Source organism: Microvirga subterranea (genome assembly GCF_003350535.1).
Classification (GTDB): domain Bacteria; phylum Pseudomonadota; class Alphaproteobacteria; order Rhizobiales; family Beijerinckiaceae; genus Microvirga; species Microvirga subterranea.
Genome location: NZ_QQBB01000007.1, coordinates 117,527 through 133,690 on the forward strand (window position 1 = coordinate 117,527; position 16,164 = coordinate 133,690).

The window sequence follows — 16,164 nt, forward strand, 5'->3', positions numbered from 1 at the left end:
GGCAGAGGAGGTGGCAGCCATCATGCGCGAGGCGGCCACCATGGCCATCCTACCCCGCTTTCAGAAGCTCGCGGCCAACGAGGTCGAGGAGAAGACGCCTGGCGAGGTCGTGACCGCTGCTGACCGAGACGCCGAGCAACTGATTAACCCTCGACTGGCTAAGCTGCTTGCCGGCTCGCGGGCTGTCGGCGAGGAGGCAGCGGCAGCCAATCCCGCGTTGATGGACCGGCTTGATGAGGGACGCGTGTGGTTGGTTGATCCGCTTGATGGCACCTCCAACTTCGTGGCTGGATTGCCGACCTTCTCGGTGATGGTGGCGCTGCTCGAAAACGGGCAGACCCTCGCCTCGTGGCTGCTTGAGCCGGTCAGCGGCCGGCTGTGCATCGCGGTCCGCGGCGAGGGGGCCTTCATTGATGGCGTCCGGACGTGGGCGCCGACGATGTCTCTGTCCGCCCCTGATTGCCGGGGATCCGTCCTGACCCGGTTCCTGCCCGATGACCTGAAGCAGCAGGTCGCAGCGCGGTCGCATATGGTTGCAGAGGTGAGGCCCGGCGCCAAATGTGCGGGCGTTGACTACCCATCCATCATCGAGGGAACCCAGGATTTCCTGATGTTCTGGCGCCTTCTGCCCTGGGATCATGCCGCCGGCGCGCTCCTCGTCAGAGAGGCCGGCGGCCATGTGGCTCATCTGGATGCTTCGGAGTACAAACCATCCGATAGGCGTCCAGGCCTGCTGGTGGGTTCAAACAGGGATGTTTGGGAGAATGTGAAGGCAGCCCTTTCACCATAATGCCACGCGCCACTCCTCTTGATTTCGCGTGATCCGAGCCCGTGACTTGTTCTTTGACGACATCACGGACCTGCTCAGTCCACGGTCAGTAAGATCTGGCATTAAGGTCGTCTCCTGGCACGTTCCGGAAGTACAGCGAACGTCCGCTTCAGAGCCGCTTACAGTCGCTTATGCACATGGCTTAGCTGATCAGCGTTTAACCTCGGAAGGGTCTTGCCCCGGGCGCCCGTACGCCACCTCAAACGCGCGTTCCTCCCACGCGTCCCGAACCTTCCGGCTGGCCTCGATCGCCCGGGTGACATCCTCGAACCAAGCGGCCTCTACTGCCTTGAACGGGTTGTCCTCAGGAAGGGGCCGGCGCCGCTCGCCGACGGGAGAGGCAAGGGCTTCGACGGCCTTCATCCAGGGACTGACGGACGCGGAAAACATGAGGCGGCTCACCCGCATAGGATGCATCCACTCTAGGGCCGCCGCGGACCACGGCGTTACCGCCGCCTGAACCCAAGGGCTGACGAAGGTCCGATAGGCCTGCTCATTGGCCTCGGAGATTTCCCGGACGCGCTCGAAGGAGGTCCGTGGGTAGTCGAAGCGCAGATCCTCGACGCGCCGCTCCTCGAACGTGATCTCCGCCGGCCCGGCGATCCTCATCTCGTAGAGGCCGGGTGCCAACGCTTCGATCCTCGGCAGGCCCTCCAGGATCGCGCGGTGCTCCAGGTTGGCCACCTTGGCTGACACGAAGATGCCGAGATGCCCGACGTGCGGGTTGGTGAGATAGACGATCCGCTGCCCGGCCTGCTTGAGGTCCTCGGTGGAGGCATACACCGCCGGGATCCAGCCCAATGCCTGATGAGGAGGGGTGATGTTGTCGCCGTAGGAGGCGAAGATCACCAGCGGGTTCCTGATCCGCCGCAGGTCGACATGGCATCCGGGGCAGACCTGCACGAGTCCCTGTTCGAGGCGGTTGCCCACGAACAGGTTCTCGACGATGGCAACGATCTCCTCCCGTGCCAGGAAGTAAAAGCCGTTCCACCAGCGCTCGAACTCCAGGAACCGCTCGCGCTCGCTCTCGATGTGGGCGAACAGGTTGGCGTACTTCTCCCAGACGGCTTCCGGCTTGAGGTTCTCGAAGTTCTGCACGAGCCAGGCGCCATCGAAGCGCCCTTGGCCGAGGTCGGCGAGCAGGTGGACGAGCCAGGCGCCGCCGACGAAGCCACCCGCGATCCGCATCGGGTTGATGCCGGATTCCCCGGCCCAGTACGACAGGGGCGAGCCGTTGAGGACGGCCGGCCCGACCAGTCCGGCGCAGTCGGCGGCCAGGATCGTGATCGCCCATCCGGCCTGGCAGTTGCCGTACAGGATGGGCGCTCGGCTCCCGTGCTGGTTGGCGACCTCCTCGACGAAACGCCGGAGGGTGTGCAGTACATCGAGCAGGGTCTGTCCCGGGACGGGTTCGGGTGCGAACGCCACGAAGTAGACAGGATGCCCAGCGCGGAGCGCCAAGCCAACCTCGGAGTCGCGCTTGAAGCCGCCGATGCCCGGCCCGTGCCCGGCGCGCGGGTCGAAGACCATGACCGGGGGCTTCGCCTCATCGAGGCAGTCGCTCAGGCAGTCACCGTCGACGCGGGTGATCCGCAGGAGGGAGTAGTTGGTCGGGCGCTCGAAGCGGCGCGCGTCGAGGATGACCTCGTAGTCGAAGTCGAGGAGGGGCGGCTTACCGGCCCGCTCGTGCGCCAGCATGTTGTCGGCCCGCTGTCGCAGCGTGTCCCAGAACAGGAGCGAGCGCTCGGTGACGTCCCGGGCATATGCCGCCAGGTCCCCGAAAGCAGCCCAGGGATCAGCCGGATCGGTCGCTGCTTCGGACGGAACGCGCTCCTCGGCCCCGGCCTGGAGTCCGCTCACGACCTGAAGCCGTGCCCGGCGCCTCCCCGTGGCCGAGGGCGCGGTCGATTCGGGGTGGGTGGACGCCATCACGCTCTCCTGTCCTCGAAGCCTTAGTCGCCCTGCGGCCGGAAGCCCTTGATCGGGATCAACAAGCGTAGCCGTGTGCTACTTTCCCTTCCGGATGCTGACGACGCTGATCTGGCCGTTCACGCGGTCGGCCTGGAACCGTATCCGGTCGCCGGCCTTCACGCCCTTGAGGATCGCGGGGTCCGGTGTCCGGAACACCATGGTCATCGCATCCATGTCGAGGTTCGGGATCGGGCCATGGTTGATGGTGATCTTCCCGGCGCCCGTGTCCACCTTCTCGACCGTGCCGGACACGCTGGGGAGGTTCGCCGCGGCAGGCTGGGGCGCAGCCTGGGATGGAGCCGCTTGGGCTCGTTCGGTCTCGATCCCCACGACCGAGATCTGGCCGTTCACCCGGTCGGCTTGGAACTGCACCTTGTCCCCGGCCTTCACGCCCTGGAGGAGGGCAGGATCCTGGACGCGGAAGACCATGGTCATGGCGTCCATGTTCAGGTTCGGGATCGCGCCGTGATCGATCGTGATCTTGCCGGCGCCCGTATCGACCTTCTCCACCGTGCCGGACACCATCGGGAGCTGGCTGGCGGAAGCCGATGCGGCGGGTTGTGCCGGAGCGGCCGCCTGGACCTGCGGGGCCGGCGTGCCGGTCCGGTCGAGCGGCCCGGACCCGTGCGGGGGCTGGTCCGCCTTGGCGCGGTAGTCCGCCTGACGGTTGCGGACCTGCCACTCCTTCAATTCGGCGATCTGCTTCTGCTGCTCGTCGAGGATCCTCTGCGCCATTCGGCGGAGCTGCTCGTCGGCGCCGTGCTCCAGTTGCGTGCGGGCGAGGAAGATCAGGTCCTCGTGATGGGCGATGAGCAGCGCGGCGAAATCCTTGTCGGGATCACCGGCGAGCCTCATGTCCTTGAAGCGGTCGTCCATGACCTCGCGGACGCGCTCGTAGGCGGCCGGAGCTCCCTTGGCGGGCTGGGCCTGCGCCAGACGATCAGGGACGATGATGGCCATGGCGGCTGACAGTGCCCCAATGGCGGTGAGGGTGACGGCAAAGCGTTTCATGGCGGTCGCTCGTATGCAGGAGGGGCCGCCCCATGGAGGCACTCCGCGGGGCGGCACGGGCCTTACGAGCCCTTCTTGATCGAGGTGACGGAGATCTGGCCGTTCACGCGGTCGGCGGTGAACTGCACCTTGTCGCCGGCCTTGATGCCCTTGAGCAGGTTCGGATCCTGGGCGCGGAACACCATGGTCATAGCCTCCATATCGAGGTTCTTGATCGGGCCGTGGTCGATGGTGATCTTGCCCTGGACGGTGTCGACCTTCTCGACCGTACCGGAGACGGTGGGCAGGCCCTGCGCCAAGGCGGCCGCGGAGAGGGCGAGGGTGGCAATCAGGCTGATGGCGATACGCTTCATGGAAAACTCCTGTTTCGGATCGTGGTGACGAGGGGATTGGTGCCGTCACTTGACGACGATGGTGCCGTGCATGCCGGACTCGTAGTGACCCGGGATCAGGCAGGCGAACTCGAAGGTGCCGGGCTTGGTGAAGCGCCAGACGATCTCGTTGGAGCCCTTCGAGGCGAGCCGCTTCCCGTTCGGGTCGTCGTGCTCCATGTCCGGGTTCTTCTCCATGGCGATCTTGTGCTTGGCGTTGCGTTCGACCGTGTCGAGCATGAACTCATGGTCGACCGAGCCATGGTTCCTGAGCACGAACCTCACCTGATCGCCGCGCCTGATCTCGACCTTGTTGGGCTCGAACAGCATCTTCGCGTCCTCGGTCTCCTTCATGGCGACCTCGATCGTGCGGGCGATGGGCTTCTTCGGATCGCCCGGCTCACCTGTCGCGAAAGACTTGTGGCTGTGGCCGGCCTCGCCAGGCCCGGCAAGGACCAGCGTGGTCGAGAGTGCCAGCGCCGCCGCGGCGCCGACGAGGGTGGAAAGACGAACCATCATTGAGTGCTCCTTACTGTCGTTCCGATCGTGATCAGTGATTGTCGTGGCCGCCGGCCGTGCGGACGGGCCTCTTGCGCGGATCGATGGCGCGGAATTCCGTCGCCTTCACGCCGCTGTCGGGCGATGGCGCGCGGGCGGGCTCGGCGAGCTGCTCGCCCGTCCACTCGTAGGCGACCGTGCCTTCCGGGTGCTTGTACCAACCCGGATCCTTGTAATCGTCAACTGCAAGGCCGGGTCGAACCTTCACGACCGAGAACATGCCGCCCATCTCGACCGGCCCGAACTGGGCGAAGCCCGTCATCATCGGCAGGGTGTTGTCGGGCAGCGGCATCTCCATCGAGCCCATCTCGCCCATGCCGGCCGAGCCCATCGGCATGTACCCTGGCGCCACCTTCTTGATGGCGGCCGCCGTCCTCTTCATGTTGACGCCGATGTACGTCTTCACGTCATGACCCATGGCGTTCATAGTGTGGTGCGACTTGTGGCAGTGGATCGCCCAATCGCCAGGGGCGTCGGCCACGAACTCGAAGGCGCGCATCTGCCCCACCGCGACGTCGACGGAGACCTCCGGCCACTGCGCCGCCTCCGGCACCCAGCCGCCGTCCGTGCCCGTCACCTTGAAGTCGTAGCCGTGCATGTGGATCGGGTGGTTGGTCATGGTCAGGTTGCCGAACCGGACCCGCACCTTGTCGCCCTGGCGCACTACAAGCGGATCGATGCCGGGGAAGACCCGGCTGTTCCAGCACCAGAGATTGAAGTCGAGCATCGTGTTGACCTTCGGCACGTAGCTTCCGGCCTCGATGTCGAAGGCGTTGAGCAGGAACACGAAGTCGCGGTCGACGCGGCGCTCGGCCGGATCGCGTGGGTGCACGACGAAGAAGCCCATCATGCCCATCGCCATCTGCACCATCTCGTCCGAGTGCGGGTGGTACATGAAGGTGCCGGACTTCTGGCAGATGAACTCGTACACGAAGGTCTTGCCCGGCGGGATGTGCGGCTGGGTCAGGCCGCCGACGCCGTCCATGCCGTTGGGCAGGAGCTGGCCGTGCCAGTGCACCGCCGTGTTCTCCGGCAGCTTGTTGGTGACGAAGATGCGCACCTTGTCGCCTTGCACCGCCTCGATGGTCGGTCCGGGCGACTGGCCGTTGTAGCCCCACAGGTGCGCCTTCATGCCGGGCGCGAGCTCGCGCACGACGGGTTCGGCGACAAGGTGGAACTCCTTCCAGTCGCCGTTCTGGCGCCAGGGAAGGGTCCAGCCGTTGAGGGTGACGACGGGTTGGTAGTCCGGGCCGCTCTTCGGGTAGAGCGGCGGCTGCATGGTGGCTTCCGTCATGATCGGCGCCTCGGGCAGGCTGGCCGCCTGCGTGCGTCCGCTGACCATGGAGGCGCCGGCGAGAGCCAGGCCTCCGGCGCCGAGAAAACCTCTGCGTGAGAGATCGGTCATTGCATGTCTCCTTGTCAATGTCCGCCGCCACCGCCGCCGGCGGCAGCCACGGCTTGCCCGCCGCCTTCTCCGCCGCTGCCGGCCACGCCACCAACAAGGGCGGCCTTAAGGTCGGTGGCGGCGATCCAGAAGTCGCGGCGGGCATTGATGGCGTCGACGTTGCTGAGGATGCGGGTGCGGGCATCAATGATGAGCTGGCTCACGTCGACGAGCATGCCGCTGTACTGAAGGGTCGCCTCGTCCTGGATCGTCTTCTGCAACGGCAGGACGCGGCCCTGGTAATGCCGGGCGAGGTCGTAGTTTCCGCGGTAGCGCAGGTAGGCCTCGCGCGCCTCGGAGCGCACGTTGACCGCCCGCTCCGCCAAGCGGTTGGCGGCGGCCATGTAGGTCTCCTGGGCGTTGCGGACGCCCACCGCGCCGAAGTCGAAGATTGGGATCGTGAACTCAATCTCCAGCCCGCGCCGCTTGATCCTCTCGCTCTCGACCACGGTCTGGCCGTCCTCGGTGAAGGCGGACGTCGTGCGCTCGTAGCTGGAGAGGCCGGCGAGCTCGACGTCGGAGACGAAGCGGGTGGCATTGGTCAGGCCGTACTGCCCCGCGACGGCGTTTAGGTCATGGCGCAGCGCCTGGAGGTCGACACGCCGCTCGAGGGCCCGGCGCTCGATGTCCTGGGCCGAGGCGATGCGGGCCGGCAGAGGCGGCAGCGAGTTGGGCAGGCGGAAGTCGATGTCCCGCCCCCACAGGCCGAGCTGGCGGATCAGGCGCTCGCGGGCGACCTTCTGCTCGATCCGGGCCCGGGCGAGCTGGGCGCCGAGTTCCTGGTAGAAGGCGTGCTCGCGGGCCTGCTCCAGCTTGTTGAGGGCGCCGCTCTCGCCGAGCTGCTTGGCGAGCTCGGAGGCGGTCTCGGCGGTGCCGAGCGCCTGCTGCATGAAGGCGACCTGCTGGTTGGCCGCGATGGCCCTGTAGTATTCCCGGCGCGTCTCGGCGGCGAGCCGCAGGACTGCCTCCGCGGTACGGAACTGGGCGGCGCGGAAGCGCTCCTCGGCAATGGCCGTCCGGGCGGGCAGGGTGGCGAGTTCGAACAGCCCGATCAGGATCTGGCGCTCGACCTCCAGCTCCAGGCTGCCGCCGAGGCGGGACAGGGAGACCGTCGGGCTCGGCGGCAGGCTCGTCTGGACGTAGTCGGCCTCCGAGACGCCGAGGTCGTTGAATGCGGCTTGCAGGCCCCGGTTCTTGAGCAGGGCGATCTGCACGGCGCTGTCCGGCGTGAGCGGGCGCCTCAGCAGGTCCTCGACCCGCTGCTGGATGCCGGCAGCATCGGCCTCGCTGCTGACCTTGACGACGTCCTTGCCCAGCTCACTGTAGGCGACCGTCTGCGCCGGAGTGAGCCCGGCATCGGGCGAGAACGAGACGCAGCCCCCGAGCAGGATAGTGGCGGCGACGCCCCCGAGCAGTCGCAGCGTGCGGGTTGGTCCCGCGGGATTGTTTTCGGTCATTGGATGGTCTTCCTGGCGCATGGGTCATCGGCCCCGTCGGGCGGCATCGTTGCTGTCGTCCCGTTCGGGTGCGACGCCCGGCGTGGCGCGTCGGTTGAGCTCGCGCCAGTCGAGGGGGGTGACGACGTCGTAGCCGCGCACGCCCGCGGTGACGGAGGAGTAGGCCGGCGGGCGGACGCCCACGGCAGGATCGGCCGCCGACACGAGGTAGGAGGGAGGCTGGGAAGGCACGCAGGCGGCCAGACCCAGTCCGAGTCCTGCCAGGGAAAAGAGTTTCATCATGGGGTCCGTCTCCGGGCGGACCTCCGCAGGGCGGTTCCGAATCGAGGCCGGGTCCGGGCGGACAAGGAGTCCAACCGATCCGTGGGGCCTACATTCTGATCGCGTTCTGGGAAGGGGACCGGTTCGAGCTTCAGGACGGTCGCCGCCGGCCCTCAGGAGCAGGCGCGCCGGTTCATGCGGGCCCACTGGCCCGCGCCTGGATCAGACGGTTCGCGGGGGCTTGTCGAGGCCACCTGCGGTGACGCCGTCGACCTGCTCGTCACCAGGGAATGCGACCGGCACGATGGAGGCCGCAGGCGAGAAGAGATCTGGAAGCGCGATGGCCTGGAAGGCGTGACAGGTGCCCATGCTGCAACAGACGGGACCGGAGCAATCGTGCGAACCCTGGCCGTGATCGGCCGAAGCATCCACGGCGATCTCGTGAGACGATGCCGGCTCGTGGACGTGACCGTGATCCCCGTCGAAGGCGGCATGCGTATGTCCCGCCGCGGTTGCCGTGGCGTGCGGATGCCCGGTCGACGCGGCCGCCTGCGGCACGGAGATCGGGAAGATCGCCATGGTGAACGCAAGCAGAGCAACGATGAGGGTGCCCAACAGCCGCAAGGGAGGAACGCTCCGGTTCGTATGAGGCGGATGTTTCTCACGAAACCATGGCACGGACAAGTCGCGAGGCATGGCGGTCAGCCCCACGGCAGGAGAACCGGGTCGGCCGCATAGCCGGCGTCCCGGAGGGCACGCAGGAGAGCGGATTCAAGACGCGCGGAGATGACGCGGAGGGTGCGAGCCGACATGTCGGCCGTGACACGCACCGTTTGGTCGATGTCCCACAGGGCCCGGACCACGAAGCCCAGGCAGCCGCCGCACTTAAGGTCGGGAACGTGGAAGAGATGCATGATCGGGATCCTCGATTCGCTCTGGTCCCGATCCTTCTGAACCTTTCCATCGTGGCAGGGTCAAGTGCCGCAACCGGCCGCGCAGGTGGTGCGACGCCCCGGTCGAGCGAATCCTACGCCGATGGACCCTACGACAAGGCCGTTGCGGGCACCGCGAGATCGACGAAGCCCTGCACGAGCATGACCGCGCCGAGGATTCCCACGAGGCCGGCCGAGGCCAGCGGCAGGCGCCGCAGCAGGCGGTCGGAGAAATTGATCCGCTTCGAGGCGTGCTGGATGCCCCATGCGGCGGCGACGCCGATCGACACCATGGTGATCGCCAGCCCCAGGCTGAAGGCCGCCACGGTCGCGGCACCCAAGGTGAACTGGCCGAGCTGGAGGCAGATCAACAGGACGGTGATGGAAGCGGGGCAGGGGATCAGGCCACCCGTGATGCCGAACAGCGCGATCTGCCACGTCGTAACCTGGCCGTTATTGGCGGCGAGCTGGCGGGCGATCTGCTCGCCGTGCTCGCGCTCGTGGGCGTCCTCGTCCAGATGGGTATGATCGTGGTGGTGATCGTGGTCATGCTCCGCGAAGGTGACCGTGTAGGTGTGAGCATGGTCCTCGTGGGACAGACGCACGCGGGCCGTGAATGCGTGCGGCTCCGGGATCTCCTCAACGGATTCGAGATAGCCGCCGCGATCCACGAAGGTGAAGGCCTGGCGCGAGCCGTCCGGACGCTCGGTCTCGACGGTCACGTCCCTGGCCACCCAGCCGTGGCCGCTCCGGGTACGGACGCGCCAGCGCGGCGGCACGCCGTCCTCGAACACCGACAGCTCCACGATGCCGTGCCCGGTGTCGATGGTCCTGACCTCATCGTGATCGTGGTGATGATGGTGATGGTCATGATGGTGGGAGCGCCGGAACCAGCCGAGGCTCTGGCCCGTACGCCAGAACATCCAGCCGGCAATGCCGAGGATGATCACGCCGGACGCGATCAGCAGCCAGGCCTCGAAGTGCGAGTTCAGGATTTCCTGCCCGAACGACAGGCCGAGCATGGCCACGATCCAGACGATGAGTGAATGGGAGAGGGCAGCGCAGACGCCGAGCAGGATAGCCTGCCCGATGGTGCCACGGATCGCCACGATGTAGGCGGCCATCATGGTCTTGGAGTGGCCAGGCTCCAGCCCGTGCAAGGCGCCGAGCAGAACGGCAATGGGAAGATAGATCCAGCCGTTTTCGCCGGACTGAAGCAGTTGAGCAATATCAGGCATTGGTCTTGGCTTTCCAGAGAGGTCTTGTGGCGGCGATCATTCATCCAGCCGCCGGGAACAAGCTCATTTCAGGTAAGTGCGGACGACGCCGATGAGTTCGGCGGCGCCCTTGGCGCGCCCCGGGTCCGGCTCATAGGCCGGGTCGACTACGTGGTTGCGGATGTGGTCCTCCATCAGCTCGACGGTCAGCCCGTTCACGGCCCCACGGACGGACGCGACCAGCATCAGGACGTCGGCACAGCCGAGTTCTGCCTCCAGCGCACGCTCGATGGCCTCGACCTGGCCCTTGATCCGGCGCACCCGGGCGAGAAGCTTCGTCTTCTCCTTGATCGTGTGGGACATGGAACCTCCTGGTTGACGGCTTGCATCATATAGGGGGGTATCCTATGTGACGTCCACCGCATTGTTTGCCGCAGGCGAGGAGAAACTGTGAGGAAGGACAATCCCTGCATCTCCGTGTGCGAGTTCGATGGCCGGACCGGCTGGTGCCTCGGCTGCGGGCGAACGATTCCGGAGATCCGGGAGTGGCAGAAGCTGACGCCGTATCGGCGTACCGCTCTGCTGCGGGAGCTTCCCCGACGCGTGAAGCAGGTCCGGACGGACAATGAGGCATCCAGGAATCAGGCTACTGGCCGGGTACGCCGCACGTTCCCGGCTCCGTCAGGGAGCAAACGGCCGAACTGATGCACGGGTTTCCGACATCAAGCTGGCTCCAGGTTGACAGGATCGCGGCACGCGAAATCATGGAAAGCACGGACAGGTAGCCATTCCGGCCACCCGGAAGCGGATGTTCGAAGTGCACCTCCGCAGCCTCCCGGGAACGCCCGCTTACCCGCACCAGATCTCGATGGGGGCACTGCGGCCTCTCAGGATGCGGGGGCCGACGAACCGGAAGGCCTCGACGACGGACAGGTCTCCTGCCGCCCCGCGAGCCTTCGTCATGAAGGCCTCGCTGGCGGCGACCCCGCAGCCCAGCTCACGCGTGATGCCCTGGAGGCGGCTGGCCGTGTTGACCGTGTCGCCCACGACCGTGAAGGCCATCGAGCGCTCCGAGCCGACGTCGCCCATGACCACCGGGCCGTAGTGCAGGCCGATGCCGATCCCGATGGCGTCCTGGCCGCTGCGTGCACGCTCGTCGTTCCACCGCCCGACCTCGGCCAGCATGGCCCGGGCGCAGGCGAGCGCCCGGACGGCGTCGTCCGCAGCGGGATCGGGAACCCCGAACGTGACCAGCAGGGCATCACCGATGAACTTGTCCAGGGTGCCGCCGTGGGCGAAGACGATCTCCTCCATCCGGGCATGGAACTCGCGCAGGAGCTGCATGACCTCCTCGGGCGCGAGCCGCTCTGACAGCGTCGTGAAGCCCTTGATGTCGGCGAACAGCACGGCCACCTCCTGCCGCCGGTCCCCGCCGAACGGCTGGTCGGAACGGGCAAGCCGCTCCACGACCCGGGGCGAGAAGTAGCGCGCGAGGTTGGCTTGCCGCCGCTCGGCGCCGGCACGGGTGAGCGCAAGGCGGCGCGAGCGCTCGACCGCCGCCGCGAGCGCCGCGGCTACAAGGAGCAGCACGAGAGCCTCTGTGTACCATTGCCCGATGTGCACGAAGGCGAGATCGCGAAACGCCTCGACGGCGTTCGCGGCGAGGCTCCCCGACATGCTCGGAACGCCGATGCGGATGCTGGGGTCGAGGAAGGCCACGGCGAGGGGAATGGACCAGCCCAGCACCGCGCAGACCCCGGACCACAGCAGCAGGAGGGGATCGAGGGCGAAGGCGCGCAGGGCCAGCAGGAACACGAACCAGAGCACCAAGCCACCCTTGAGGGTCATGGTGACCGGGATCGTGCCATCGAGCCAGGGATTGGGCAGGGCCAGGACGAGGCCGAGGATGACGCTGTCGAGCAGGGCGAACGCCATCGCGATGCCGCGCGGATGGCGGTGTCGCTTCAGGATCGCGAACTCGGCAAGGCCAGAAGCGAGGACGGCTCCCACGGCCGCGAGGTTGAACACGGCGGCCCAGCCGACGTGGAGCAGGTCGTGCCCGAGCCAAACGAACGCCACGGCGAGAAGCACGCTGCGGACCTTGGCGGCAAGGCGCAGCCCTTCCTGCTCCTCGAGGCGCAGGGAGGCGGCCACGCGCTCCGGCAGGGGCGCGGCTCCGAATGTGCCCAGGAACGGCACCGCACCGGCGAGCTTGATCATTCCAACGTCCTCACCCCGTTCGCCACTCTTGGCTAGTTGCGCACTCCCTTCGGCGCCGTGCCCCGACGTGCGGAGCGGAGGCCGACGGTGCCGAACTGCGGAGACGAGTGAATGTCGATCGGTTCCGCGCCATCACCGGACTGAAGTCCGTCGAGGATCGGGCACTCGGGCCGCTCGTCACCGTGGCAGTGCTTCGCGAGGTGCCTGAGGGTGGCGGCCATCTCCTGCAATTCCCGCGCCTTCCGCTCGAGGATGTCGACGTGCTCGAGGGCAATCCGCTTCACGTCCGTGCTGGCGCGGTCCCGATCCCGCCACAGGGTGACGAGTTCCCCGATCTGCTCGACGGAGAAGCCGAGGTCGCGCGCCCGCCGGATGAAGCCGAGCGTGTGGACGTCGTTGTCCGAGTACACGCGGTACCCGGCTTCCGTCCGCACCGTCTTCGGGATCAGCCCGATCGACTCGTAGTAGCGGATCATCTTGGCCGAGACGCCCGAGGCCTCCGCTGCCTGTCCGATGTTCATTGCGAATCCTCCTTGGATGGGTGAAGGGCCCGCCGTGGCGGACCGCGGTCGTCATTCGCCCGGGGCGAGCCGAGGTGCGGGCGCGGCTGCGCGGGATGCCGTGTCCGCGCCGACCGGCGCCCTGAACCCGCGCAGGCGCAGGGCATTGCCCAGCACTAACACGCTCGAGAGCGCCATCGCCCCCGCCGCGATCATCGGCGACAGCAGCGTGCCGTTGACCGGATACAGCGCACCCGCAGCCACCGGGATCAGCACCACGTTGTAGGCGAACGCCCAGAACAGGTTCTGCCGGATGTTGCGGATCGTGGCCTTCGACAGGGCAATCGCGTTCGGCACGCCACGCAGGTCGCCGGACATCAGCACGACATCGGCGCTCTCGATTGCCACGTCCGTGCCCGTCCCGATGGCGAGGCCGACATCTGCGGCTGCCAGCGCCGGGGCGTCGTTGATGCCGTCGCCGACGAAGGCGACGCGCCGTCCGCCGGCCTGCAATTCCATGACCGAGGCGACCTTGCCGTCGGGCAGCACCTCGGCGATCACCTCGTCGATCCCGACCTGGCGGGCGATGGCCTGTGCCGTGCGGCGGTTGTCGCCCGTGACCATTGCCACCTTGAGGCCAAGGCGGTGCAAGGCCGCGATCGCCTCCGGGGTGGACGGCTTGATCGGGTCGGCCACGGCGATGATTGCGGCGAGCCGGCCGTCGATGGCGGCATAAAGTGGGCTCTTGCCCTCGTCGCCGAGACGGGACGCCGCCGACGCGAACGCCGTGATCGGATGACCGAGCCGCTCCATGTAGCGGTCGGCCCCGACCTCGACCCTCCGGCCCCGGACCGTCGCCGTGATCCCGAAGCCGGGAACGGCCTCGAAACCTTCCGCAGGCGCCAATTCCAGCCCCCGGTGCGTGGCGGCCGCCACGATAGCCTCCCCGATGGGATGCTCGGACCGGGTCTCCACGGCCGCGACGAGCGCCAGCACCTCGGCCTCAGTGAATCCTTCCGCGGCGATCAGGTCTGTCAGCTCCGGACGTCCCTTGGTCAGGGTGCCCGTCTTGTCGAGCGCCACCACCTGGACGTCGCCCAGGCCCTGCAAGGCCTCGCCCTGGCGGAAGAGCACGCCGAGTTCGGCCGCCCGGCCCGTGCCGACCATGATCGAGGTCGGTGTCGCCAGGCCCATGGCGCACGGGCAGGCGATGATCAGGACGGCAACCGCGTTCACGAGGGCGAAACTCAGGGCCGGATCGGGGCCGAAGAGGAGCCAGACCAGGAAGGTGAGGGCGGCAGCGGCCATCACGGCGGGCACGAACCACGCCGTCACCTTGTCGACGAGCGCCTGGATCGGGAGCTTGGACCCTTGGGCCGCCTCGACCATGCGGATAATCTGGGCCAGCACCGTGTCGGCGCCGACCTTGGTCGCCCGGAACGTGAAGCTGCCCGTCCGGTTGATCGTGCCGCCGACGACGGGGCTGCCCTCGGCCTTCTGCACGGGTACGGGCTCGCCCGTGATCATGGACTCGTCCACGAAGGACGAGCCCTCGAGGACGTCGCCGTCGACCGGGACCTTCTCGCCCGGGCGGACCTGGACGAGGTCGCCCGTGCGGACCTCCGCCAGCGGGATCTCGACCACGCTGCCCTGGCGGACCACGCGCGCGGTCTTCGGCGTCAGGCCCATCAGGCGCTTGATGGCCTCGGAGGTGCGTCCCTTGGCCTTGGCCTCGAGGAAGCGCCCGAGCAGGATCAGGGTCACGATGACGGCCGCCGCCTCGTAGTACACGTTCGCCGTGCCCGCAGGCAGGACGCCGCGCGCGAACGTCGCCACGACCGAGTAGCCGTAGGCTGCCGCGGTGCCGAGCGACACGAGCGAGTTCATGTCCGGGGCGCGGCGCAGCAGGGCAGGAACCCCCTTGCGGAAGAACCTCAGGCCGGGACCGAACAGCACGAGCGTCGTGAAGGCGAACTGGAGGTACCAGCTCTCCCGGTGCCCGATCGTGTCCATGATCCACTCGTGCACCCCCGGCACGAAGTGCGATCCCATCTCCAGGGCGAACACCGGAAGCGTGAGGACGGCGGCGAGGGCGAGGGACGTCCGGAGGGACGCGATCTCCGCCTCGCGGGCGGCGCGCTCCTCGTCGGTGCGATCGACGCCGACACGGACCTCCTCGGCCTCGTAGCCGGTTGCCTCGACGGCCGCGACGAGGCGGCCCACCGCCTCCGACGAACCGAAGAGCCGCACGGTGGCGCGCTCGGTCGCCAGGTTGACCGCGGCGTCGACGACGCCGGGCACGCGCTTCAGGGCCTTCTCGACCCGCCCGACGCAGGAGGCGCAGGTCATGCCGGAGACCTTCAGCTCGACGGTGGCGGGCATCGGCTCATAGCCGACGTCGCGGATGGCCTCGACGACCGCCTGCGGATCGGCATCCGCGGAGCCGAACGACACGCTGGCGCGCTCGGTCGCCAGGTTCACGTTGGCGGCGGTGACGCCCTCGATCCGTCGGATCGCCTTCTCGACGCGGCCGACGCACGACGCGCAGGTCATTCCCTGGACGGGAATCTCGACCGTCAGGCCTTGCCTGGCCAACTCCTTCACAGCCATTTCGGAACTCCTACCTGGAAGCATTGGCTGAGGTGTAATCCTTCCAACAATGGGAAGGTCAAGCGATCGTTTCAAGCTGGCGGGGCCCTCGTCGCCGACGGTGTCCGGGTGCTATCATCGGGTCATGAATGCTCCCAACTGGATCCCGCCCGCCCTGCTCGGGACTGCGCTCCGACGCTCCCTCGCGGCGGGCGAGACCCTGTTCCTGCGGAAGGATCGGCCTGTCGGTCTCTACCTCCTGGAAAGCGGGGAGATCCGCCTGACCCGCTCCGATCCGGAAGGCCGGGAGATGATCCTCTTCAGGGCGCAGCCTGGCGACACCTTCGCCGAGGCGTCACTCTTCTCCGAGACCTACCATTGCGATGCGGTGGCGAGCGCTCCCAGCGTCGTCCTCCTCCTGCCGAAGGCTGCCGTACTCGAGGTCTTCGCGTCGAGGCCGGACATTGCCCAGGCGTTCATGGCCACTCTCGCCCGACAGGTGATGGGACTGCGGACCCGGCTGGAGAACCGGAACCTGCGGACGGCCCGCGAGCTCGTCCTCCATCACCTGGGACTTCGGGCGAGCGATCATGACCGCGTGGTCAGGTTGAATGGCGACCTGAAGACGATGGCGGCGGAACTCGGCCTGACGCACGAGAGCCTGTACCGGACGCTGGCGTCGCTCGAAGCGGAGGGCGCCATCCGGCGGACCAGGGAGGAAATCAGGTTGTCGGCTCCGGCCGTATGATCGCGATCATACGGGTAGGGCAGGAACCCAGGCTACCACGCTTGCAACCGCAACCG

General features: G+C 67.5%; 17 protein-coding genes. 3 read left to right on the forward strand and 14 right to left on the reverse strand.

Annotated features, from left to right (window positions below; genetic code table 11):
- The first annotated feature begins 22 nt into the window (after positions 1-22).
- On the forward strand, positions 23-790 hold the full coding sequence (locus DES45_RS18035) for an inositol monophosphatase family protein (protein ID WP_245571784.1): 768 nt from the start codon (positions 23-25) through the stop codon (positions 788-790).
- A gap of 189 nt (positions 791-979) precedes the next feature.
- On the opposite strand, the gene DES45_RS18040 is transcribed toward DES45_RS18035, so the two are convergent.
- The 11 genes from DES45_RS18040 to DES45_RS18090 all read right to left on the reverse strand — a co-directional run bounded on the left by DES45_RS18040 (position 980) and on the right by DES45_RS18090 (position 10,414).
- Complete coding sequence (locus tag DES45_RS18040; protein WP_114771432.1) at positions 980-2,758, reverse strand: DUF3141 domain-containing protein; 1,779 nt, start codon at positions 2,756-2,758, stop codon at positions 980-982.
- Positions 2,759-2,836: 78 nt separating this feature from the next.
- Complete coding sequence (locus DES45_RS18045; protein WP_245571785.1) at positions 2,837-3,811, reverse strand: copper-binding protein; 975 nt, start codon at positions 3,809-3,811, stop codon at positions 2,837-2,839.
- Between the two features lie 62 nt (positions 3,812-3,873).
- Entirely contained in the window at positions 3,874-4,164 is a 291-nt protein-coding gene (locus DES45_RS18050; RefSeq protein ID WP_114771433.1) for a copper-binding protein, read from the reverse strand.
- 45 nt (positions 4,165-4,209) lie between these two features.
- Positions 4,210-4,698: a cupredoxin domain-containing protein gene (locus DES45_RS18055; RefSeq protein WP_114771601.1), complete on the reverse strand. Its 489-nt coding sequence runs from the start codon at positions 4,696-4,698 to the stop codon at positions 4,210-4,212.
- Between the two features lie 34 nt (positions 4,699-4,732).
- Positions 4,733-6,145: a multicopper oxidase family protein gene (locus DES45_RS18060; protein WP_114771434.1), complete on the reverse strand. Its 1,413-nt coding sequence runs from the start codon at positions 6,143-6,145 to the stop codon at positions 4,733-4,735.
- A gap of 14 nt (positions 6,146-6,159) precedes the next feature.
- Entirely contained in the window at positions 6,160-7,641 is a 1,482-nt protein-coding gene (locus DES45_RS18065) for a TolC family protein (RefSeq protein ID WP_245571787.1), read from the reverse strand.
- 24 nt (positions 7,642-7,665) lie between these two features.
- Positions 7,666-7,923 carry a hypothetical protein gene (locus DES45_RS18070; RefSeq protein ID WP_114771436.1) on the reverse strand — a complete coding sequence of 86 codons (258 nt, stop codon included), beginning with the start codon at positions 7,921-7,923 and terminating at the stop codon, positions 7,666-7,668.
- A 201-nt stretch (positions 7,924-8,124) separates the two neighbouring features.
- Positions 8,125-8,526: a hypothetical protein gene (locus tag DES45_RS18075; protein ID WP_114771437.1), complete on the reverse strand. Its 402-nt coding sequence runs from the start codon at positions 8,524-8,526 to the stop codon at positions 8,125-8,127.
- Between the two features lie 77 nt (positions 8,527-8,603).
- Positions 8,604-8,816, reverse strand: a complete 213-nt coding sequence (locus DES45_RS18080) for a heavy-metal-associated domain-containing protein (RefSeq protein ID WP_114771438.1) — start codon at positions 8,814-8,816, stop codon at positions 8,604-8,606.
- 128 nt (positions 8,817-8,944) lie between these two features.
- Complete coding sequence (locus DES45_RS18085; RefSeq protein WP_114771439.1) at positions 8,945-10,072, reverse strand: HoxN/HupN/NixA family nickel/cobalt transporter; 1,128 nt, start codon at positions 10,070-10,072, stop codon at positions 8,945-8,947.
- A 63-nt stretch (positions 10,073-10,135) separates the two neighbouring features.
- Positions 10,136-10,414: a metal/formaldehyde-sensitive transcriptional repressor gene (locus tag DES45_RS18090; RefSeq protein ID WP_114771440.1), complete on the reverse strand. Its 279-nt coding sequence runs from the start codon at positions 10,412-10,414 to the stop codon at positions 10,136-10,138.
- Positions 10,415-10,501: 87 nt separating this feature from the next.
- Between DES45_RS18090 and DES45_RS18095 the strand changes: the two genes are divergently transcribed.
- Entirely contained in the window at positions 10,502-10,756 is a 255-nt protein-coding gene (locus DES45_RS18095) for a DUF1289 domain-containing protein (protein ID WP_114771441.1), read from the forward strand.
- A gap of 144 nt (positions 10,757-10,900) precedes the next feature.
- On the opposite strand, the gene DES45_RS18100 is transcribed toward DES45_RS18095, so the two are convergent.
- From DES45_RS18100 to DES45_RS18110, 3 genes are read right to left on the reverse strand one after another with little or no spacing between them, the layout of a single operon-like run.
- Entirely contained in the window at positions 10,901-12,271 is a 1,371-nt protein-coding gene (locus tag DES45_RS18100) for an adenylate/guanylate cyclase domain-containing protein (protein WP_114771442.1), read from the reverse strand.
- 32 nt (positions 12,272-12,303) lie between these two features.
- Positions 12,304-12,792 carry a Cu(I)-responsive transcriptional regulator gene (gene cueR / locus DES45_RS18105; protein WP_114771443.1) on the reverse strand — a complete coding sequence of 163 codons (489 nt, stop codon included), beginning with the start codon at positions 12,790-12,792 and terminating at the stop codon, positions 12,304-12,306.
- Between the two features lie 51 nt (positions 12,793-12,843).
- Positions 12,844-15,381: a heavy metal translocating P-type ATPase gene (locus DES45_RS18110; RefSeq protein ID WP_114771444.1), complete on the reverse strand. Its 2,538-nt coding sequence runs from the start codon at positions 15,379-15,381 to the stop codon at positions 12,844-12,846.
- Positions 15,382-15,505: 124 nt separating this feature from the next.
- Between DES45_RS18110 and DES45_RS18115 the strand changes: the two genes are divergently transcribed.
- Positions 15,506-16,108 (forward strand): Crp/Fnr family transcriptional regulator, encoded by a 603-nt coding sequence (locus tag DES45_RS18115; protein ID WP_170151552.1) that lies wholly within the window; start codon positions 15,506-15,508, stop codon positions 16,106-16,108.
- Positions 16,109-16,164 lie beyond the last annotated feature (56 nt).